The 20,779-nt window shown below is 32.7% G+C and carries 24 protein-coding genes; 12 read left to right on the top strand and 12 right to left on the bottom strand.

Annotated features, from left to right (window positions below; translation table 11 throughout):
• Positions 1–34 precede the first annotated feature (34 nt).
• The 10 genes from G581_RS0103030 to G581_RS0102985 are packed head-to-tail and all read left to right on the top strand — an operon-like array spanning position 35 to position 8,135.
• Entirely contained in the window at positions 35–385 is a 351-nt protein-coding gene (locus tag G581_RS0103030; RefSeq protein ID WP_028844550.1) for a molybdenum cofactor biosynthesis protein MoaE, read from the top strand.
• Complete coding sequence (locus G581_RS0103025; RefSeq protein ID WP_028844549.1) at positions 366–1,649, top strand: M48 family metalloprotease; 1,284 nt, start codon at positions 366–368, stop codon at positions 1,647–1,649. The genes G581_RS0103030 and G581_RS0103025 overlap by 20 nt, the downstream gene beginning before the upstream one ends.
• Before the next feature lie 17 nt (positions 1,650–1,666).
• Positions 1,667–1,978: a DsrE family protein gene (locus tag G581_RS12310; protein ID WP_275574434.1), complete on the top strand. Its 312-nt coding sequence runs from the start codon at positions 1,667–1,669 to the stop codon at positions 1,976–1,978.
• Between the two features lie 26 nt (positions 1,979–2,004).
• A complete protein-coding gene (locus G581_RS0103015) occupies positions 2,005–2,280 on the top strand; it encodes an acylphosphatase (RefSeq protein ID WP_028844548.1) in 276 nt (91 codons plus the stop codon).
• Between the two features lie 32 nt (positions 2,281–2,312).
• On the top strand, positions 2,313–3,086 hold the full coding sequence (locus tag G581_RS0103010; protein ID WP_028844547.1) for an outer membrane protein assembly factor BamD: 774 nt from the start codon (positions 2,313–2,315) through the stop codon (positions 3,084–3,086).
• The gene (locus G581_RS0103005) at positions 3,087–3,722 is read left to right on the top strand and encodes a precorrin-2 dehydrogenase/sirohydrochlorin ferrochelatase family protein (protein ID WP_028844546.1); all 636 of its coding nucleotides are present in this window, start codon (positions 3,087–3,089) and stop codon (positions 3,720–3,722) included.
• The gene (locus tag G581_RS10400) at positions 3,712–4,644 is read left to right on the top strand and encodes a Gfo/Idh/MocA family protein (protein ID WP_051178757.1); all 933 of its coding nucleotides are present in this window, start codon (positions 3,712–3,714) and stop codon (positions 4,642–4,644) included. The genes G581_RS0103005 and G581_RS10400 overlap by 11 nt, the downstream gene beginning before the upstream one ends.
• A gap of 1 nt (position 4,645) precedes the next feature.
• Positions 4,646–5,746, top strand: a complete 1,101-nt coding sequence (locus G581_RS0102995) for a DegT/DnrJ/EryC1/StrS family aminotransferase (RefSeq protein ID WP_028844545.1) — start codon at positions 4,646–4,648, stop codon at positions 5,744–5,746.
• Positions 5,728–6,876, top strand: coding sequence for a lipid-A-disaccharide synthase (gene lpxB, locus G581_RS0102990; protein WP_028844544.1), 1,149 nt, complete (start codon positions 5,728–5,730; stop codon positions 6,874–6,876). The genes G581_RS0102995 and lpxB overlap by 19 nt, the downstream gene beginning before the upstream one ends.
• Complete coding sequence (locus tag G581_RS0102985; RefSeq protein ID WP_028844543.1) at positions 6,858–8,135, top strand: 3-deoxy-D-manno-octulosonic acid transferase; 1,278 nt, start codon at positions 6,858–6,860, stop codon at positions 8,133–8,135. The genes lpxB and G581_RS0102985 overlap by 19 nt, the downstream gene beginning before the upstream one ends.
• Here G581_RS0102985 and G581_RS12235 read toward each other — a convergent pair.
• The 3 genes from G581_RS12235 to G581_RS12225 form a co-directional block, all read right to left on the bottom strand.
• Positions 8,125–8,286, bottom strand: a complete 162-nt coding sequence (locus G581_RS12235; RefSeq protein WP_239639030.1) for a TrkA C-terminal domain-containing protein — start codon at positions 8,284–8,286, stop codon at positions 8,125–8,127. The two genes, G581_RS0102985 and G581_RS12235, sit on opposite strands and share 11 nt — an antisense overlap.
• A 162-nt stretch (positions 8,287–8,448) precedes the next feature.
• Complete coding sequence (locus G581_RS12230; RefSeq protein ID WP_239639021.1) at positions 8,449–8,733, bottom strand: NAD(P)-binding protein; 285 nt, start codon at positions 8,731–8,733, stop codon at positions 8,449–8,451.
• Entirely contained in the window at positions 8,711–9,175 is a 465-nt protein-coding gene (locus tag G581_RS12225) for an ion channel (RefSeq protein WP_239639020.1), read from the bottom strand. Before G581_RS12225 ends, G581_RS12230 begins: the two co-directional genes overlap by 23 nt.
• Positions 9,176–9,239: 64 nt before the next feature.
• Between G581_RS12225 and G581_RS0102975 the strand changes: the two genes are divergently transcribed.
• Positions 9,240–9,899, top strand: a complete 660-nt coding sequence (locus tag G581_RS0102975; RefSeq protein WP_028844542.1) for a hypothetical protein — start codon at positions 9,240–9,242, stop codon at positions 9,897–9,899.
• Here G581_RS0102975 and hypF read toward each other — a convergent pair.
• Genes hypF through rpsP form a run of 6 tightly spaced genes read right to left on the bottom strand, consistent with a single transcriptional unit; the run spans position 9,896 to position 14,532 of the window.
• Positions 9,896–12,238 carry a carbamoyltransferase HypF gene (hypF, locus tag G581_RS0102970; RefSeq protein ID WP_028844541.1) on the bottom strand — a complete coding sequence of 781 codons (2,343 nt, stop codon included), beginning with the start codon at positions 12,236–12,238 and terminating at the stop codon, positions 9,896–9,898. The genes G581_RS0102975 and hypF overlap by 4 nt on opposite strands.
• A gap of 4 nt (positions 12,239–12,242) precedes the next feature.
• On the bottom strand, positions 12,243–12,851 hold the full coding sequence (locus G581_RS10390) for a ribonuclease HII (protein ID WP_051178755.1): 609 nt from the start codon (positions 12,849–12,851) through the stop codon (positions 12,243–12,245).
• The gene (gene rplS, locus G581_RS0102960) at positions 12,848–13,210 is read right to left on the bottom strand and encodes a 50S ribosomal protein L19 (RefSeq protein WP_028844540.1); all 363 of its coding nucleotides are present in this window, start codon (positions 13,208–13,210) and stop codon (positions 12,848–12,850) included. Before rplS ends, G581_RS10390 begins: the two co-directional genes overlap by 4 nt.
• Positions 13,191–13,961 (bottom strand): tRNA (guanosine(37)-N1)-methyltransferase TrmD, encoded by a 771-nt coding sequence (trmD, locus tag G581_RS0102955; RefSeq protein WP_028844539.1) that lies wholly within the window; start codon positions 13,959–13,961, stop codon positions 13,191–13,193. The genes rplS and trmD overlap by 20 nt, the downstream gene beginning before the upstream one ends.
• A 51-nt stretch (positions 13,962–14,012) precedes the next feature.
• On the bottom strand, positions 14,013–14,243 hold the full coding sequence (locus G581_RS0102950; protein WP_028841925.1) for a KH domain-containing protein: 231 nt from the start codon (positions 14,241–14,243) through the stop codon (positions 14,013–14,015).
• Positions 14,244–14,295: 52 nt separating this feature from the next.
• A complete protein-coding gene (gene rpsP / locus G581_RS0102945) occupies positions 14,296–14,532 on the bottom strand; it encodes a 30S ribosomal protein S16 (RefSeq protein ID WP_028844538.1) in 237 nt (78 codons plus the stop codon).
• A gap of 127 nt (positions 14,533–14,659) precedes the next feature.
• Between rpsP and G581_RS0102940 the strand changes: the two genes are divergently transcribed.
• On the top strand, positions 14,660–16,543 hold the full coding sequence (locus tag G581_RS0102940) for a primosomal protein N' family DNA-binding protein (protein WP_028844537.1): 1,884 nt from the start codon (positions 14,660–14,662) through the stop codon (positions 16,541–16,543).
• Here G581_RS0102940 and G581_RS0102935 read toward each other — a convergent pair.
• From G581_RS0102935 to mutS, 3 genes are read right to left on the bottom strand one after another with little or no spacing between them, the layout of a single operon-like run.
• Positions 16,532–17,506: a bifunctional riboflavin kinase/FAD synthetase gene (locus tag G581_RS0102935; RefSeq protein ID WP_028844536.1), complete on the bottom strand. Its 975-nt coding sequence runs from the start codon at positions 17,504–17,506 to the stop codon at positions 16,532–16,534. The genes G581_RS0102940 and G581_RS0102935 overlap by 12 nt on opposite strands.
• Positions 17,493–18,104: a dephospho-CoA kinase gene (gene coaE, locus G581_RS0102930; RefSeq protein WP_028844535.1), complete on the bottom strand. Its 612-nt coding sequence runs from the start codon at positions 18,102–18,104 to the stop codon at positions 17,493–17,495. The genes G581_RS0102935 and coaE overlap by 14 nt, the downstream gene beginning before the upstream one ends.
• Positions 18,097–20,664 (bottom strand): DNA mismatch repair protein MutS, encoded by a 2,568-nt coding sequence (gene mutS / locus G581_RS0102925; protein ID WP_028844534.1) that lies wholly within the window; start codon positions 20,662–20,664, stop codon positions 18,097–18,099. The genes coaE and mutS overlap by 8 nt, the downstream gene beginning before the upstream one ends.
• Between the last annotated feature and the right edge of the window lie 115 nt (positions 20,665–20,779).

Genomic DNA, 20,779 nt, shown 5'->3' with positions numbered 1-20,779 from the left:
AACTAAAATAGATATTTTTGTTAAACTATTAATAATGATTGATAAATGGATAACAGAGATTAAACAGCATCCACAAATTGATAAAATTGGAATGATTCTTATTCATAACGGTATTGTAAGAGCAACTTCCAAAAATGGGAGGTCTGTAAAAGAGATGTATCTCTCATATGATGCTCAAAGACTTGGTGATATAGTTCAAGAAATACAAAAAAGAGAAGGAATTTATGAAGTCAGAGTCTGGATAAATAAAGGTAGATTAAAAATAGGAGATGATATAATGAAAGTGCTTGTAGCAGGTAGGTTTCGTACTGAGGTCCTGCCAGCATTGGAAGAGCTTGTAAAAAGAATTAAAAATGAAGTAGTTCATGAAGAAGAAATTATTTAGCCTTTTTATTCTTACTATATTTTCAGTTCTAAATTTTTCATGCGTTTCAGAGATTGATCCACTGTCAGGTCAGAGAGTATATACTCTTCTTTCAACACAGCAGGAAATTCAGATAGGACACAAAGTAGTTCCATCTGCAATAAATGAAAGCGATGGATTGTATCCTGATAGAGAGATTCAACGGTATATAAGAGATATTGGAATGAGCATCGCAGCAATTACTCCAAGAAGAATAGATTATCAATTTTATGTTGTAAACTCTTCTGAGGTAAATGCCTTTGCTCTTCCTGGCGGACCTGTTTTTATAACAAGAGGAATTTTACTCAAAATAAATAAAGAGAGCGAGCTTGCAGGTGTTATAGCTCATGAACTTGGACATATCAATGCACGACATCATGCAAAGTTCCTTGAAAAATCGTTTGGAATGAATATACTGCTCAATATTCTTGGGGTGGCTTTACATAATAGTTCATATTCTTCAGCAATTATGAGTCTGGCTCAGGTTTCAACCGGACTCCTGCAGCTCAAGTTCAGTCGAGAGCAGGAAAATGAGGCAGACGCACTTGGTGTGAGATTTAGCTATCAGGCCGGGTATGATCCTGAAGGGCTTCTTGGAATGTTTCAGACGTTTAAAACAATGGAAAGAACCGGAACTGTAGAGTGGCTCAGTACTCATCCATTACCAGATACAAGAATAAATAATGTTCAAAAAATGATTTCTACACAGTATCCAGATTCATACAGATTCAAACAGGACAGTGAAAGATTTCATAAAATTCAAGAAATTCTGAACACAACAAAAGAATCTTATGATTATGTTGAAAAAGCTAAAAAATATATAAAAACTCGAAATTATTATGATGCACTTAATTTGCTTGATAAAGCAGTTCAAGTTTACGGAAGTAATATGGCTTATACATACAGAGCACTTGTAAATCTTTATTTAAAAAAATATCCTGAAGCCATACAGGATGCCCAAAAAGCAATAGATCTTGATAACCTGTATTTTAAGCCTATGTTTATCAAGGGACTGGCCTTATTACAAATGAGACAATGGCATGAAAGTATTAATATTCTGGAAAGAGCAAAATCTTTAATAAGTGATAGTCCCGATTTGTATTACTATCTTGGGATTGATTATCAGTCAATAGGAGATAGAAGTAAGGCTATTGAAAATCTCTCCAATGCACTTAATCTCACTGACGGAAAACGAGGATGGGAAGCAGACGCTCAAAGAAGATTAAGGCAATTAAGAGGATACTAAAAAAAAGGAGGAAGATTATGAACATTTTATTTATTATTACTACAGATGATGCTGAAAAAGTTTATAATGCTGTGAGGTTAGCAAATACTGCTGTAAACAAGGGTGATAGGGTAAGCATTTTTATGCTTGGTAAAGGAGTTTGCTTTGAACAGATCAGCAGCGAACAGTTCGATATTAAGTCAGAGATTGACAAGTTTAAGGGAGATATGTACGTTTGAGGAGTGTGCATGAAAACTCACGGTCTTGTGAGATCAGAAGTCTGTCCTATAGGCTATATGAATGATCTTTATGAATTAATTGTTGAGGCTGATAAAGTACTTACATTTTAACAAAAATTTAGCAGGAGTAAGAAACCATGAAAAGAGCACATTTATTTATTAGTGGAAAGGTTCAGGGAGTTTTTTTTCGTGCTTTTACAAAGGAAGTGGCTGATTCTCTGGGGCTTAAGGGCTGGGTAAGAAACTTAACAGATGGTCGTGTTGAAGCAGTTTTCGAAGGTGAAGAAAAAAAGATAAACCTTGCAATACAACGCTGTAAACAGGGTCCACCAGCTGCAATAGTTGACAATATCGAAGTAATTTGGGAACAACCTGAAGGATATCAATATTTTGAAATAAGACGAACATCTTGACTAAATGAGCCATTAACAGGTTAAATAATTCTATGGAAAAGGTGATTTTGCTTATTAATTCAACAATTGAAAAGTTTTTTAAATTTTTTGTCATGGTTTTTATGGTATCATTGTTGTTAAGTTGTGGAGGCAAAGAACCTGTTAAAAAAGAGGAATTCAATCCTGTTACGTATCTTCAAAAAGCAGATGAATTGATTAATAAAAAGGAGTATGAAGAAGCAAGAAAACTTCTTCTTGAAATAAAAAATAGAGAATCAGCAAAAGAGTATGCTCCTTTAGCACAGCTCAAGATAGCAGATTCATATTTAAAAGAAAATGAGCCTCAGCTTGCAATTGTTGAGTACAGAAAATTTATAGAGATTTATCCAGAATCTACTTATGCTCCTTATGCTCAGTACAGTATTGCAATGGCTTACTTCAGACAAATAGATGGGGCTGAAAGAGGAGCAGGAACAGCTCAGAAAGCATTGGAAGAGTTTTTAAAGCTTGAGAAGATGTATCCAAGACATCCGTATAAAGAGATTCTACCTTTAAGAATTCAGAAATGCAGAAACATTATAGCAGAGGGAGAGCTTATAATCGGCAAATTTTACTACAAAAAAGGTTCTTATAAAGCTGCTGTTGACAGATTTGAAGGAATAGTTAAAAATTATCCTGATTTTAAAGACCTTGATGAAACTCTATACTTACTTGCAGATTCTTATAAAAATCTGAACATGATTGATATGACGAAACAGTATGTGAACCTTCTTAAACAAAAATTTCCTGATAGTCAATTTACAAAAAAGGCAGAAAGAATTCTCTAAATGTCTGAATTTTTACCTATTTTTATTAATATAAAAGGTAAAAAATGTGTTGTCATTGGCGGCGGTGCTGTTGCTGAAAGGAAGATAAAGACTCTTCTTAAATACGGGGCTCAGATTACAGTAATAAGTCCTGATATTACTGATTATATTCAAAAAAAAGTTAGTACTGGAAAAATAAAATATATAAAAAGAAAATATATAAAAAAAGATGTTGAAGATGCGATTTTAGTTGTAGCAGCTACATCCGATAAACAGACAAATATTAAGATAGCAAAGGACTCAAGTTTTCTGATCAACTCTGTTGAGACCTCAAAGCTGCGTAATATTTCTGGTATCGTATATACGGTTCCAGCTATCCTAAGAAAGGGAGATTTAACTATAGCAGTTTCAACTGATTTTCCTGCATTAAGTAGAGTTATAAAAAATGAAATCTCAAAATTATATGGCAAAGAATTTGCTTCATATTTGAAATATCTTAAACAGATCAGAAAAAAGATTCAGGGACAGATATCTGACAGCAAAAAAAGACAGGCAATTTTTAGAAATATAGCGTCTGAAAAAATTGTGTCAATTTTGAGACAATATGGTTTTAAAAAAGCCAAAAAGGAGATTGAAAAAATCATAGATGAAGTTTAAAGTTGCTGTTATAGGTGCTGGTTATTTTGGCCAGAAACATATAAAAATGCTTACTCAGATGCCTGACGTTGAAATTGTTGGTATCGTAGATACAGATATTAGCAGGGCTCAAGAGATCGGGCAAAAGTATGGATTGCGATATTATACCGTTTATGAAAACTTATTAAAATCTGCGGATATATTTTTTATTGTAACCCCAACTATTACGCATTTTGATATAGCAATGGATTTAATAAAAGAGAAAAAATCTATTTTTATAGAAAAACCACTGACTGAGAATCCTGGTTTTGCAGAAAAAATTTTTGATGAAGCAACGAAACATAATATAATAATGCAGGTTGGTTTGATAGAAAGATACAATCCTGTAATGAAAAGCCTTCTTGAGTATGTTGAAAATCCGCTTTTTATTCATGCAGAGAGACTTTCTCCTTTTTCAGGAAGAGGTATTGATACAGATGTTACTTATGATCTCATGATTCATGACATTGATTTAGTATTGATGATTCTTAAAAAATCAGAGAATTTAAAATTAACCGATTTAAAAGTTTTTACCCAGAGTATTATCACTTCAAAGATTGATTATGCCAGGGCATGGTTAGAGTTTGTTAATTATAACGATACAGTTGAAGTTTCTCTTACAGCAAGCAGGATTTCTTCTGATGTCAGGAGAAAATTCTCTGTTATTCAATCAGCCAATGTTTTATATGCAGACTTAATCAATAAAACACTAGTAAAAGTTGATAAAAAAGGGCAGTTAACTGAACTTACTGTAAAAAATAAGGACACCCACCCTTTATATGATGAAATAAGGGATTTTTTAAACTCTGTTAGACAGAGAAAGTATTCAATACATGCTGCTTCACCTGATGATATTATTAACACAATAAAATTAATAGAAAAAATAAACGGAGGAACACACTGATATGAAGCCATTCATTGATCTGCAGGCACAATATAGGAATATTAAAGAGGAAATATTAATATGTATAAATGATATTCTTGAAAGTTCTCATTATATACTAGGTAAAAATGTAAAATCATTTGAAGAAGAGATTAAATCTTATCTTTCAGTTGCGGATGCAATAGGAGTTGCCTCTGGTACTGATGCGCTGCATCTTGCGTTGAGAGCTTTCAATATAGGGAAGGGTGATGAAGTAATAACAACACCTTTTACATTTTTTGCCACTGTTGAAGCAATACTATACGTTGGTGCGAAACCTGTTTTTGTTGATATTGATGAGAAAACTTTTAATATTGACTCTTCAAAAATAGAAGACAAAATCACACCACATACAAAGGCAATTATTCCGGTTCATATATTTGGTTATCCTGCTGATATGATAAAAATCAATCAGATTGCAAAAAATTATGGATTAAAAATCATTGAAGATGCTGCACAGGCATTTGGTGCAAGAATAGGAAATAAAAAAGCTGGTAGTTTTGGAGATATTGGTTGCTTTAGTTTTTATCCAAGTAAAAATCTTGGCTGCTTTGGTGATGGTGGTATGGTTGTAACAAATGATTTAGAAATAGCGCAGAAGATAAGAGTTCTTCGAAATCACGGCTCTCCAGGTAGATATATTCATGAAACAGTTGGATTAAACTCAAGGCTTGATGAGATTCAGGCTGGGGTTTTACGTATTAAACTAAAACATTTAGATGAATATAACGAACAGAGAAGAAAAAAAGCAGAGCTTTACACAAAGTATTTAAGTAACATTGTAATCACACCTGAAGAACAGAATAATTTTTATCATGTTTATCATATTTATAGTATACTTTCACAATACAGAGAAACAATAAAGGAAACTTTATTAAGACATGACATCCCTTCCGTTGTTTATTATCCAATTCCTTTGCATCTTCAGAAAGCACTCAGTTTTCTTGGTTATAAAGAGGGTGATTTTCCTGTGGCCGAAGAAATTTCAAAGGATATTCTGTCCCTGCCAATTTATCCTGAACTTCCAGATGAGGAAGTTTATGAAATATCGCAAATTATTCTGAGATGTCTCCAAGACTCTTAATAGTTGCGGGAGAATCTTCAGGAGAGATTTACGGCTCTCTGCTTGCTCCTTATTTAAATAAAGATTTTGAACTTATTGGTATAGGTGGAAAACATATGGCTCAAGCTGGAATAAAACTTGTTGGAGAAATTACCCATTCTTTAGGAGTATTTGAAGTGCTTGGTCAGTTGAAAAAATTAAAAAGAAATATGGAGATTGCTACAAGAGCATTAAAAGAAGTTCAGGGAGTTATACTGATTGATTACCCGGATTTTAATATTCCTCTTGCAAGAAAAGCTAAAGAACTCGGTAAAAGAGTTCTTTACTATGTAAGTCCACAAATCTGGGCATGGAGAAAAGGAAGGATAAATACAATTAAAGAAGTTATTGACTATATGGCAGTTGTTTTACCTTTTGAAGAAGCGATATATAAAAAAGCAGGTATTCCTGTAAAATTCGTAGGACATCCCATGCTTGAGGCAATGATGAAAGAGCTGAACATAAATAAGATAGAAGATTTTAAACTTCAGGATAAAAAAGTACTGAGAGATAAATTTGATATCAACCAAAAAACAGTAATTACACTAATGCCTGGTAGCAGACCTGGTGAAATAAAAAGAAAAATGCCATTAATGTTAAAACTTATGAAATATTTTGATTGTGAAACAACGCATTTTATAATACCAAAAGCACCAAATATTGATTTCAGTGAAACTATTCTAAAACAAATTACATCTTCAGGGAATGTGACCATTTTCAATGAACAGTCTTTTACCGCACTTGCAATGAGCGATGTGGCAGTAATTACATCTGGAACATCAACTCTGCAGGCAGCTCTTCTTAAAATTCCTATGGCTGTTATTTATAGGATGAATCCTTTATCATATTTGATTGGTAGGACTATTATAAAAGGTGTTAAACATATTGCTCTGCCGAATGTAATTGCTGATTTTATGAAGATAGGTGATATCAGGGTTAAAGAATTTATTCAAAAACTTGACAGTAGAAAAATTGCAAAAGAAATAAATTTGTTGCTTTATGATAACAATTATCGAGAAAATATTATTAATTTTCTCGATAATATCAGAAGACACTTTATTACAAAAGAAGCTTCAAGAGAAGTTGCAGAAATATGCAGACAGCTTTTTTAATCTATAGTTTTTTATACTTAATCTCTATTTTAATATTGCTTCCAAAAGAATATTTAAAAAGGCCATCAAGTATAAGAAATCGCTGGTTAAAGGAAAAGTTTGGATTTTTTAAAGACAATAATACAAAAATAGTGAAAAATAGTCAAAAACTTACGATATGGATTCATGCTGTTTCAGTTGGTGAAGTAATTGCAGTATCAAATCTTATAAAAAAGCTCACATCAAAATATGATATTGTTTTAAGTACAATTACTGATACCGGACAAAAGGTTGCAAGAGATAGATTTAAAGACTGTTCTGTAAATGTGATATATATGCCTTTTGATATTCCTTATGCCATTAATAAAACTCTCAAGCATTTTAATCCATCTTTTGTTATGCTCACTGAGACAGAACTCTGGCCTAATCTAATGCGAATTGTATCTCAAAATCTGCCATTGATGCTTATCAATGGTAGATTGAGTGAGAAATCCTATAAAGGTTACGGAAAAATTAAGTTTTTTATAAAGCCTTTGCTTAATAAATTCAGCATTATATGTGTTCAGGAAGATGGTTACAGAGAGCGGTTTATTAATCTGGGTGCAGATCAATCGAAAATTTACGTAACCGGAAATATGAAGTTTGATATTGAATTAGAAAAAATTGTTTTTACATGGGAAGATAGGATTCCTCATCCTGTTATAGTTGCTGGAAGTACGCATGAATCAGAGGAAGAAATTATATTAGATGCTTTTTTAAAACTCAATATGCCAGTAAGTTTGCTTATTGCTCCAAGGCATCCAGAACGATTTGAGAATGTTGAAGGTTTAATAAAACGTAAGATAAAATCCTTGGCAAACTATAATATATTTTTTTCTAGATTGAGCGGTTTACCATCAGATCTAAATCTTAGTTCTTCAGCCTGTATAATTCTTGTTGATCAAATGGGAATACTTGGCTCTCTTTACAGAGTTTCCGATATCGCCATAATAGGAGGGAGCTTTATCCCTCATGGAGGACAGAATCCTCTTGAACCAGCTTACTGGCAAAAGCCTATAATTTGTGGCCCACATATGCATAACTTTCCATTTATAGAACAATTTTTAACAGAAAAAGCCTGCTTGATGGCTGATGAAAATTCTCTTTTGAATATCATGAAGGAATTAGTAAAAAATGCTGAACTCAGAGAGTTGATTGGAGATAAAGCATATCAACTTTTTTTAGCAAAATCAGGTGCTACAGAAAAAACTATAAAGCTTATTCAAACTCTCATCCCTTAACAATCTTTTCAAGTATTAAAAGTTTTTCAGTTTGTCCTATTACAATCAAAATATCTCTTTCTTGAATCAATGTTTGCGAGTTTGGATTGAATTGCATTGTTCCATCAACTCGTTTTATTCCAACTATAATTACTCCAATATCTCTGCCTATTTCGGTCTGTGCAATTGTTTTACCAACAAGACTTGATTGTGGAGAAACTTCGACTTCTTATATCTGAATCTCTAAATACTCTGAACGTGTTGTAAATTCAAGAAAATCAATCACATTAGGTCTTAGCACAGTAGGGGCAATTTTTAATCCTCCAATAAAATATTATGGTGAGACAACTTTATTTGCACCAGCTCTTTTAAGTTTATGTTCTGCCTCTTTATTAATCGCTCTTGCAACGATGAGTAGATTTGGATTCAATTCTCTTGCACTTAAAACTACATATAGATTTTCTGCATCAGATGGCAAAACTGTTAGTAGATCATCAGCTTTTTCAATGCCTGCATTTTTTAAAATCTCATCATTTGTTGCATCACCTTCAACATAAATGAAAATGTCACTTTCAGGAAGATTAGATTTATTTTTTTCAATAACAACAACCTTTAACATTACTTGCCATCAATTCTTTAACTATAATACTTCCCATTCTACCATATCCACAAACTATATAATGTCCTGACAACTCTTCAATCTTTTTTTTCATTTTTCTTTTTTTAAAAACCTCCTTTATTTCTCCTTCAATAATTATTCTTGCTCCTGTTGTAAGTGTATATGTAAAAACTCCAAATCCGCCCAATATAAGGAAAATGGTAAAGATTTTACCAGATGGACTGAGTTCTTTAACTTCCTTAAATCCAACTGTTGCAAGTGTGATTACTGTCATATAAAGTGTGTCAATAAAATTCATATCTTCAATAATCATATAGCCTGTTGTACCAATACCGAGCATTATTACTAAAAGCACAAAAATAAAAATAAATTTGCTGTGAAGTAAATTCATTATTGTAAATTGAAATATCGGTAACATAATGCTTAAAATTATAGTATACATTGTAATTTTCATAGGCTGAATTGTGTTTTAATTATAATGAACAGTTGATTGTTTGTATTGAAAAATGAAATTAAAAAAATTGATTGATAGTAATATGACAAATTTTAATATACTGAGAGAAATCTGTGACAGATGTCTGAATACTGAACGATGGCAAGGAAATGTCGTATTGATGGTTCTTGATATGGCGTTTACATCTGTTGGAGTAAGCTATTTTAATGTTGTTGTACCTAAAATTAAAATTTTTCAGAATGAATTTATAAAAACTGGAAGAATAAATTCTCTTTCATCCTTTGCTCAGTTTAACTATAAAGAAGCATTTCATATATGGAAAAATATTCGCTCCTGGCATGTTGCTTGTGAAATTGCAAAATTCTTATCCACCGTATCAGAAAATGATAGAGAATCTTTGAGATTATGGGCAAATAATTCATTTTTAGAAAACTGGATGAATGACCCTGTTGCAAAAATCAAAGGTGTTGGACTGATTTCTTATCAATATCTGAGAATGATGGGAGGAGTTGATACAGTTATGCCGGATAAAATTGTAAAAAAAGTGATAAACGACATTCTCATTCAGGCTCAATATGAACCTGTTTATGAAAATATGAGGTTTATTAAAACTGTCGAACTTCTTGCAAAGAAAACAGGATATCGTCCAATAGAACTTTGCTGGATGACATGGTTTCATGAAAACAGTGCTAAAATTTCCGAAATGCCTTAACTTATAAGTCTTTTACCAACAATATAAGCCTGACCAAGTGATATGCATGCATCATTGGCTGGAACATTTATATGAACTAATGGTTTTATTCCGTTTTTTTCTAAAATCTTGATAGTTTCTCTAACTAAATAAGAATTCTGAAAAACACCTCCACTCAAACCAAGCCTGTCAAAACCGTATTTTCCCTTAAAATATATTGTTAACTCAATTATAATCTTTACGATAGTATTATGAAATTTCCATGAAATATCTGAAATAGAAACGCCTTGCAAAAGATCATCAACTATCTGTCTTATCATCAACGTGTAGTCAATGATTAAACTATTTTCCATAGATGAATTTTCTTCAGAGTTTTTAAACTCGAAATCATAACAATATTTATCGGAAAACTCTTTTCCCTGAGAAATTGAACTTTCAAGAGCTATTGCTGCTTCAGCTTCAAAACTGTTGTAATGGGAAACTCCAATCAATGAAGAAATTCCATCAAAAAACCTTCCCATTCCTGATGAAGAAGGGCTAAATTGTGTAATTTTTTTTAATTTAAGTATCTGCCTGATTTTGTTCTCTGAAGTTGCCTCAGACAGAGGTAGTTTTGATATTAAATCAAAATCATCTCCAAAAGCTTCGCCAATCAATGATAGAGCAATTCTTGAGCAGTCTTTAATGGCGTGCTCTCCTCCAGGAAGTCTAATAGGTTTAAGATGTGCAAGCCTTTGAAAATTTTTAATATCACAGTATAAAAACTCGCTTCCCCAGATATTTCCATCAATGCCGTATCCAGTTCCATCAAAAGCTATCCCGAATAGTTCATCTAACCCATATTCAGCCATAAGAGAGGCAATGTGGCAGTAGTGATGCTGAAGGGCAAATCTTTGAATACCTGTTTTTTTGCCGTACTCCTTTGCCCATTGAGATGAATAATATCCGGGATGCAGGTCATATCCCAATGCAACGGGTTCAATTCTATAAACCGATTTAAGATTATTTAAAACTTCCTCAAAAAATTCAACTGTTTCAATGTTCTCCATATCTCCAATATGCTGGCTCATTATGGCATAGTTTGATTTGATAAGAGTAAAGGTGTTTTTCAGATCAGCACCTACTCCTAAAACTGCAGGTATTTCTTCTTTAAGTTGAATTGCCTTTGGAACAAATCCTCTTGCTCTTCTTATAAAATAAATCTTTCCGTTTAACTCTCTCACCACAGAATCATCAACACGCATGAATATTTCCCTGTTATGAATCAGAAAAGCATCTGTAACATTTTGTAGTTTTTCAAAGGCTTCTTCATTTTTTGTTATGATTGGCTCTTCAGAAATATTTCCACTTGTCATCACAAGGGCATCAAAGTGAGGATTAGCTCTGTTAAAATTAGGCGTATAATCAATAGGATAGTAAAAAAGTAAATAATGTAAAGGAGTATATGGTAGCATAAACCCGATACAGGAGTTTTTTGGAGCAATGATCTCTGGAAGTTTGCATTTATTTTTTTTCTTTAAAAGAACAATAGGTCTCATTGGTGAGGTAAGAATGTTTTTTTCATTTTCAGATAAAAGACAATATTTTCCTATAGATTGTAGTGAAGGAGCCATGAGTGCAAAAGGTTTATTACTCCTTTTTTTTCTTTTTCTTAAATTCTCTACAGCGTCAGCATTTGTTGCATCACAACAAAGTTGAAAACCTCCAAGTCCTCTTATTGCAACAATTTTGCCTTCCTTGATAAGTCTTATCGATTCCACAAATGGATTTGCAATTTCTTTAAATCCTTCTGAAGTTTTAATAAAAAGACTCACTTCAGGACCACATACCGGGCATGCATTTGGCTGGGCGTGAAATCTCCTGTTTAGAGGATCCTTATACTCTGTCAGACAATCATGACACATTTTAAAAATAGACATAGTTGTATTTGGTCTGTCATATGGAACTTTAATTGTAATTGTATATCTCGGACCACAATTGGTACAGTTTATAAATGGATAAAGATATCTTCTATCAGAAGGGTTAAAAAGCTCTTTCAGACAATCATCGCATATTGATACATCTTCTGAAATATGAGTAAATCCAGCATCATCTATGCTCTCAACAATTTCAAAAGTTGAGTAGTTGTTGATAGGAAATTCTTCTGTTTCAATAGAGTATATTTTTGCAAGAGGTGGAGGTTCATTTCTGAGAATATATAAAAATTTCTCTATATTTTCTCCTTCTAAGTCTATTGTTACTCCGTGAGATGTATTTGTAACAAATCCTTTGAGATTAAGTTTTAAAGCAAGGTTATAAACAAAAGGCCTGAATCCAACTCCCTGAACAACGCCTTTAACATCTATATGAAGCCGCTTCATTGTTTTAGAATAACATTAATTCTCTTACAGGTGAAAAGCTCTGTCTGTGAATTGGGCATGGTCCAAATTTTTTAATTGCCTCAAGATGTTGTTTTGTAGCATAGCCTTTATGCTGATTAAATCCATAATTACAATATATTTGATGGTAGCTATTCATTATTAAATCCCTTGTTACTTTTGCAATAATGCTTGCTGCTGCTACAGAAGCACTTTTCTGGTCTGCTTTTATGATCGCTTTTTGTTTGATATTTTGTAGTTCTGGAATTTCTAACGCATCGATGAGTATAAGGTCAACATTTTTATTTAAATCTTTAAAAGCTCTGAGCATGGCAAGACGGGTAGCTTCCAGAATATTTATCTGATCAATAATATTTTCATCCACAATACCTATTCCAACTGCAGCATGCTTACGTATTTCATTAAAAAGAGTTTCTCTTTGCTTTAGTGTAAGCTTTTTTGAGTCGTTTATTCCTTCAATTACTTCATTGTCCAGAAAACATACACAACCTGCAACAACAGGACCAGCAAGAGAACCTCGACCTGCTTCATCTATTCCAGCAATAACTGTTAAACCCTGTTTACGAAATAAATCATCAAAGGCAAAAAGGCTCATGCCTTCTGATAATCCATCTTCTCTTTAACCTTTGCCTCTTTACCCTTCTTGGTTCTGAGATAGTATAGCTTGGACCTTCTCACAATTCCTCTTCTGACAACTTCAATTTTGTCAATAATCGGACTATGAAGAGGGAATACACGTTCAACTCCAACTCCGAAGGAGATTTTTCTTACTGTGAAAGTTTCTCTAATTCCTCCGCCCTTACGTGCTATAACAACACCTTCGAAGACCTGGATTCTTTCCTTATCACCTTCTTTAACCTTTACGTAAACCTTTACAGTATCCCCTGGCTTGAAATTAGGTATTTCAGGTTTTTTAAATCTTTCTTCTATTGATTTAATTATAAACTGATTCATCATGAACCCCCAGAATGTTTCTATTTATTTCAGAGCAAAGCTCCTTTAGTATTTGCATTTCTTCATTAGATAAATTTTTTAATAAATCAGGTCTTTTTTGTAATGTATTTCTCAATGCCTCTTTTTTTCTCCAGAGAGCTATTTTTTTATGATCTCCACTTAAAAGAACATCAGGAACTCGCATTCCATTAAACTCCTCGGGTCTTGTATATTGAGGGTAATCCAAAAACCCTCGCATAAAAGAATCCTCTTTTGCTGAAGATTCATCTCCCAAAGCACCAGGAATCAAACGCACAATACTATCTATTATAACTAAAGCAGCCAATTCTCCACCACTTATAATATAATCTCCAATAGAGATTTCTTCATCAATAATATTTTTAATTCTTTCATCAATTCCTTCATATCTACCACAGACTAAAACCAATTCTTGATTTTCGTTATAAAATTCCTGTGCAACTTTTTGACTGAATACTCTTCCCTGAGGAGACAGTAAAACCACTTTTCTTGGTTGTCCATCACTTTTTATATAATTTATCACATTATAGAAAGATTCTATCTGCATTACCATCCCCGCTCCGCCTCCGTAAGGAGAATCATCAACCTTTTTATGTTTATCAGACGTAAAGTCTCTTAAATTATGTATCTTTACCTCTGCAAGCCCTTTGTTTAATGCTTTGCCAATTACTCCGTGTATGAGGTAACATTCTATTAGTTCTGGAAATATTGTTAAAACGTCAAACTCTTTCATAAAAAGAAAGGGCGTGAATTCACGCCCTTTATTACAAAGTTTTTACCAGGACTATTCTAAAATTTCAAGGACACATCTTTTCCCAACTTTTGTGCCGGCAGCACCAAGTATTGTCCTCATAGCCCTTGCAGTTTTTCCCTGTTTTCCAATTACCTTTCCAAGATCGCTAGGAGCAACTCTGAGCTCATATACAGTGGTTTTTTCACCTTCAATCTCGGTAACCTTAACCTCCTCTGGTTTGTCAACTAGTGACTTAGCCATTGTTTCAATAAGTGTCTTCATGCTCATAATCTGACCTCCGTGCAAAAGAGTAGTAAATACCCAAATGGGTATGTTAGGCAGAAACGCGTGTAATTAATTTTTTAACAGTATCTGACGGCTGAGCGCCTTTTTCAATCCAGTATTTAACCCTGTCAATATTTAGATTAATTTCTGGCGGATCTGTTTTTGGATTATATGTTCCAACAATTTCAATAAAAGGACCATTTCTTCTGCTTTTTGCGTCAGCTATAACAACTCTGTAAAAGGGCTGTTTTTTAGCTCCTAAACGCATTAATCTTATCCTAACCAATTTTAACCTCCGAAAAATTATTCCCGATAATTTATAAATATATTACATTATTGCTGATAAATGCAACTATTTCTATTAAATTATGAAAAAGTATCTAAAGCAGGATGTTTATGGAGTATAATTATTTATGCCTTATTTTAATGTGTCTGTTCCGCTAAAGTTAAAAATTCTTACATATCACTTTAATAAAGATATTGATTTGACAGGATTTGCAGTTCAGGTTCCATTAAAAAACAGAGTAGTTGATGGAATTGTTATTAAAAAACTAGACAAAAAACCTGATGAAGTACCGCAGACAAAAGAAATTCATAGCATAATTGGTGAAGCTTACAATAAAAAATTTATAGAGTTTCTTAAATGGATGAGTTTTTATTACATTTCTGAAATAGGTTCTGTTGTCAGATCTACTTTTTTTGAAGAGGTCATACACTTAATCAAAGGTAAAAATTATAAAAGAACATCAAAAAAACAAAGCTTGTCTGAAGAAAAGACAGCTCTGCCTCAATTAGAATCCTGTTTTTTAAATAATGAAACTCTTTCAAAAATTATTGATACCAAAAGGGAAGGGCAGTATAAAACATTTCTCATTCATTGTCCGAATTTTTTTTATGAGATGAAACTCATGCTTGAGGTTGTAACGACAATTTCATCTTCAGATGGAACAATACTTTTAGTGCTACCTGAAATAAAAGATGCTCAAAAATTATTCAATTTTTTGAAAGGCTGTAACATTCAGGCTGTGCTTCTTCACAGTGAAATGAAACGTGCTGAGCTTTTATCTTCAATAAAAGAAATAATCGAAGATAAAGTAAAGGTTATTGTGGGAACAAGATTTGCTGTATTTGCTCCTGTAAAGAAGCTTTCTTTAATTATGTTGGCACAGGAGTCAAGCTGGCTTTATAAAGCAGAAGAAACTCCGCGGTACCATGCAAGAGATTGTGCTGTAATGAGAGGATTTATTGAGTGTTGTCCTGTTGTTCTTACTGATTTCATGCCATCAACCACTTCTTACTATAATGCTTTGAGGGGCAAATATGAACTTATTGATGATTTTAATCAGTTAAAACATCCTGATATAAAGATTCTAAGACAACCCTATCAAACTATTTTTCATCCAGAGGTATTGCTTTATTTAAAACTCTATCATAAAGAAGGAATTTTAGTTACCTCTCCAAGAAGTGGATATAGTCTTATTAGATGTTCAGAATGCAGGGAAGTTATTAAATGTGAACAATGCGGATACAGTATGGTTTTTCATAAGTCTTCAGGATTGCTTGAATGTTTTAGATGCAACAGAGTTATAAAAATGTATGAACAATGTCCTTACTGCATGGGAGTGAATATCCATCCAGTTGGAGTAGGGGTGGAACGAATTATTGATGAACTTAAACAGATTTTTTCAAAAAAACAAACAGAGATTAACGAAATTGACTTAAACTCTGAAAAAGTTCATGGAATTTGTGTGGGTCAGGCAGGCAAAATAAAAACAGGATATCATTCAAGATTTAAAGGAGCTATTATTCTAGATTTTGATTTTTTTATTTCTATCCCTGATTACAGAACTCTTGAAAATGCTTTTGCAAGAGTTTTATCAATAAGTCAGCTGGTTAAAGAAAACGGAAGTTTATTTATTCAGACAAGAAATCCCACAGCTGATATTTTTAAATTTATTCGCTCTTATAATTTTAAAGATTTTTATCTTTATGAGCTAAAACATCGCAAAGAGACAGATTTTCCGCCATTTTCAAGAATTGTTAAATTGATGGTGAAACTTAAAAAAACCGGTTTAAAGGAAACCTTAGATAAACTTAAAGAGTTTTTAAAAACTCACATAACAGGAGAAGTTATTGGACCTTTAAAACATACAAACACAGATGAATTTGTTTTTATCCTTCGCTCTAAAGACAAGAGAAAACTTACTGAAGATTTAACTACTGCTCTTGGAAAACTTATAAATTTCAAGGAGATTGCAATAAAAGTTGAAGTAGATCCTGTAAGTTTAAAAATCTAAAAATAACTTTGTCCTGTCTTTTTTAAAAATTTTTTCTGCCACTTCAATATCTCTTGCGATATTATATTTAAGCTCCTCGGGTGATATAAATCTTTTTTCATCGCGAAGTCTTTCAATAAAATGGACTCTTACTGTTTTACCAAGCAAATTTTCTTTAAAATCGAGAATATGAACCTCATAGTTTATATTAATATTGCCAAATGTGGGGTTGTTCCCTATATTTGCAACTCCCTTTAATGTTTTGTAACTATCAGAATTTTTATTATTCAGGAAAGGGATTGTAACTTTAACTGCATATACTCCTTCTTTTGGGATTATCTCTTGCTTTGGGACAATGTTTGCTGTGGGATATCCAAGAATTGATGAGCCTCTTCCTGCACCTTTTATCACTTCACCATCTATGTGATATGCTCTGCCAAGAAATTGGCTTGCTTCTTTGATATTGCCTTCAAAAAGAGCATTTCGTACAGCGGTACTGCTCAATATTTTCCCATTTTTTTTATATGCTTTAAGTACTGTTACCCTGAATCCGTATATTTTCCCAAGTTTGGTAAGAAGCTCTCGGTCTCCTTTTCTGCCTTTACCGAATTTATAATCATAGCCAATAACAATCCATTTTGCATTTAAGTTATCAACCAGAATATTTTTTACAAAATCCTCTGGTTCGATTTGTGCGAATTTCTGTGTAAAAGGAATAGAAATTACGAGGTCTACTCCGCATTGTGCAATTAGCTTGATTTTGTCTTCATTTGTTGTTATTAACTTTAATGGATGTTCTTTATATAGTACTTTAATTGGATGAGGATTAAAAGTTATGACTACTGATGCTCCTTGAATCTGTTTGGCTTTTCTTTTTATATAATCGAAAATTTTCTGGTGTCCTATGTGAACGCCATCAAAATTACCAATGGTAATCACAGGTTCTGGATAATCAATTTTTTTAATTTCTTTAATTACCTGCATATTTTCTCTCCAGTGTGATAAGTTCCTGAAATATTTTTTCAACCTGAACTTTTGTTTCTTCAACAGTTCCCGAATTATCTATTATATAGTCTGATTTTGATTTTTTCATCTCAATTGGAAATTGACTTTTTAGTCTTTTTTTAGCTTCTTCTTTTGACATACCTTTTTTTTCAAGTCTTTCAAGAGCTGTTTCTTCAGGGGTATATACTGTAATTATGACATCAAACCTGTTTTGATAGCCTCTTTCAAAAATAAGTGGAGCTTCAATCAGCACAATTGATGGTTCTCCATGAGTTGGAATGTTTTTTATTATCTCATCAATTCGTTCAAAAACTTTTGGATGTAGAATATTTTCAAGATAAATTCGCATCTGAGGATTTTCAAAGACTATCCGGGCTATATAATTTTTGTTAACTTTACCATCAGTTAATGCATCTTCGCCAAAAAGTTTTTTTATTTCATCAACTATATCAGGTTGATTGAAAAGTTCATCTACAATGTGGTCAGTATTTATAACATAAACACCCACTTTGCGAAAAAGTTCTGCTACTGTGCTTTTTCCCATTCCAATATTACCTGTGAGTCCAGCTTTAATCACTTTTTATCATCTCCTTAAGTTCCTTCAATTTTTTTAAAGCCTTCTGAGGTGAAAGCTTTTCTATATCAATTTTGGCTATTTCAGCAATAATCGGATCATCCTGGAAAAACAGGTCAAGTTGTCTTGCTCTTGACCTGAATGTTTGAAACTCCTTTTTTTCAAGTTGTTGCAGTATCTGCTTTGCTCTGTTTAAAATCTCATACGGAAGTCCTGCAAGACGAGCAACCTGAATGCCATAGCTTTTGTCAGCACCGCCTTTTTCTATTTTTCTTAAAAATATTATTTCATCTCCCCATTCCTTAACAACAACAGTGTAATTTTTAATACAATCAATATTGAATGCAATGTCTGTTAACTCGTGATAATGAGTTGCAAATAAAGTTCTCGCTTTTATTTTTTCAGCTATATACTCAACAACTGACCACGCAATGCTTATTCCATCAAAAGTGCTTGTTCCTCTACCGACTTCGTCAAAGATTATAAAACTTTTTGATGTTGCATTGTTGAGAATATTGGCTGTCTCTATCATTTCGACCATAAATGTGCTCTGTCCCTTTGCAAGATAATCAGCAGCACCTATTCGTGTAAAAATTCTATCCACAATTCCTATATTTGCAGTTTTTGCAGGAACAAACGACCCAATCTGAGCCATAACTACAATCAGAGCATTCTGCCTCATGTAGGTTGATTTTCCTGCCATATTTGGTCCTGTAAGAAGAATAATTTTCTGTTCCTCTGTACCAATTAATAAATCATTTGGAATGAATCTCTGATCAGGCATTTTCCCTAATTGAATTAGTCTTTCAATTACAGGATGTCTTCCTTCAATTATTTCTATGACTTCATCTTCATTGATCTGAGGTCTTGTGTAATTATATTTTGAGGCAACTTTTGCCAGAGAGCAAAGAAAATCAATAAAGCCAATTATATAGGCATTTTTAAGAATTTGCTCTGTATAGGTTGACATTGTTTTAACCAGTTCAATAAAAAGCTCCTGTTCAAGTGTTTGAAGCCTTTCCTCGGCACCAAGTATTTTTGACTCAAGCTCTTTGAGTTCTTCTGTTATAAATCTCTCAGCATTTGCAAGCGTTTGCTTTCTTATGTAGGTTGAAGGAACAAGACGGAGATTTGATTTTGTTACTTCAATATAGTAACCAAAAATTCTGTTATAGCCAACTTTAAGAGAATTTATTCCAGTCTTTTTTCGCTCCTCAGCCTCCATGTTTAAAATGTAGTTTTTGCTCTGAGATGTGAGTGTTCTAAGTTCATCTATAATGGAGTTGTATCCATCTCTGAAGATCCCTCCTTCATTTATTGTGTTAGGAGGGTTGTCAGAAATGGCACTTTCAATCAATGATATAAGGTCATTAAGTTCGCAAAGTGAGTTCAATAAATCATGAATCACCTGAGAATCATTATTTAACAGTTGTTTTTTTATTTCAGGAATTTTTTTTAGTCCATCTTTTAATGCCTTGATTTCTCTCGGATTTATATTTTCTCCTTTAATTTTAAGTGCGAGTCTTTCAATGTCAGGGAAATCTTTTAAAATATTCTCTATAAACTTTCTTAATGCATAATCTCTGTAAAAGGCTTCAACTCCATCAAGTTTTTTTTCAATTTCTTCCTTATTTAAAAGTGGAGAAGACAGAGCATTCTTTAAAAATCGAGTGCCCATAGGAGTCATTGTCTCATCTAAAACCCAGAAAAGAGATCCCTCTTTATTTCCATCAAGAGAATTTAAAATCTCCAGATTTTTTTTGGTAGCACTATCAAGGAGCATAAATTCAGAAAGATTCAGTAATTTTAATTCTTTAAATTCAGTTTGTTGCTTATTTTCTTCAAGATATTTTAAAAGTGCTCCTGCTGCTGATACTGCCATCTCTAAATCTTCTATTCCAAAACTCTTAAGAGATGTTATTTTGAAATACTTAGTTAAGTTTTTATATGCAAGCATATAGTCAAACTTCCAATCCTCTATAAAAGTTTTGTGTTGATGTATTCCTTCAATTTCAAAAACGTCTTTCATACTTGAAGGAAGTAAGATTTCTTTAGGTTCAAATCTTTCAATTTCATCAATGAAATTTTTACTGCTTTCATATATTACAAACTGTCCTGTAGTAATATCCGCCACTGCAATTCCTGTTTTTCCTCTTAAAGGATATGCTGCCATTATGTAAATATTTTCTTTTGTTCCTTCTGGCAGATATGTTCCAGGAGTTAATACCTTTATAACTTCTCTTTCAACTATACCTTTTGAAGCTTTAGGATCACCAATTTGTTCGCATATTGCAACCTTATATCCTTCTCGTAAAAGTTTTTCAATATATGAATTTGCTGCAAAATAAGGAACACCACACATCGGAATTGCTCTGTCTTTTCTGTCCCTTGAAGTTAGCGTTATTTGTAAGATTTTGGATGCGATTCTGGCATCTTCTCCAAACATTTCATAGAAATCACCAAGACGAAAAAAAATAATTACATCTTTATATTGTTCTTTAATCTTGAAATATTGACGCATTAATGGAGTAAATTCTTCCTGCTTTGTATCTTCAGATTTCATTTAATTATTATAAATCATATCGATCTTTAACCTTTAGTTTTATTCTCTTTAACCTTTTAGCTACAAGCTAAAGCTCCGCATCCCTAGATCAACTGAAACATTCTTAATAATTGAG

It is taken from the genome of Thermodesulfovibrio thiophilus DSM 17215, from assembly GCF_000423865.1.
GTDB lineage: Bacteria > Nitrospirota > Thermodesulfovibrionia > Thermodesulfovibrionales > Thermodesulfovibrionaceae > Thermodesulfovibrio > Thermodesulfovibrio thiophilus.
The sequence above is the reverse complement of the archived record's forward strand: the minus strand, read 5'-3'. Positions and strand labels throughout refer to the sequence as shown.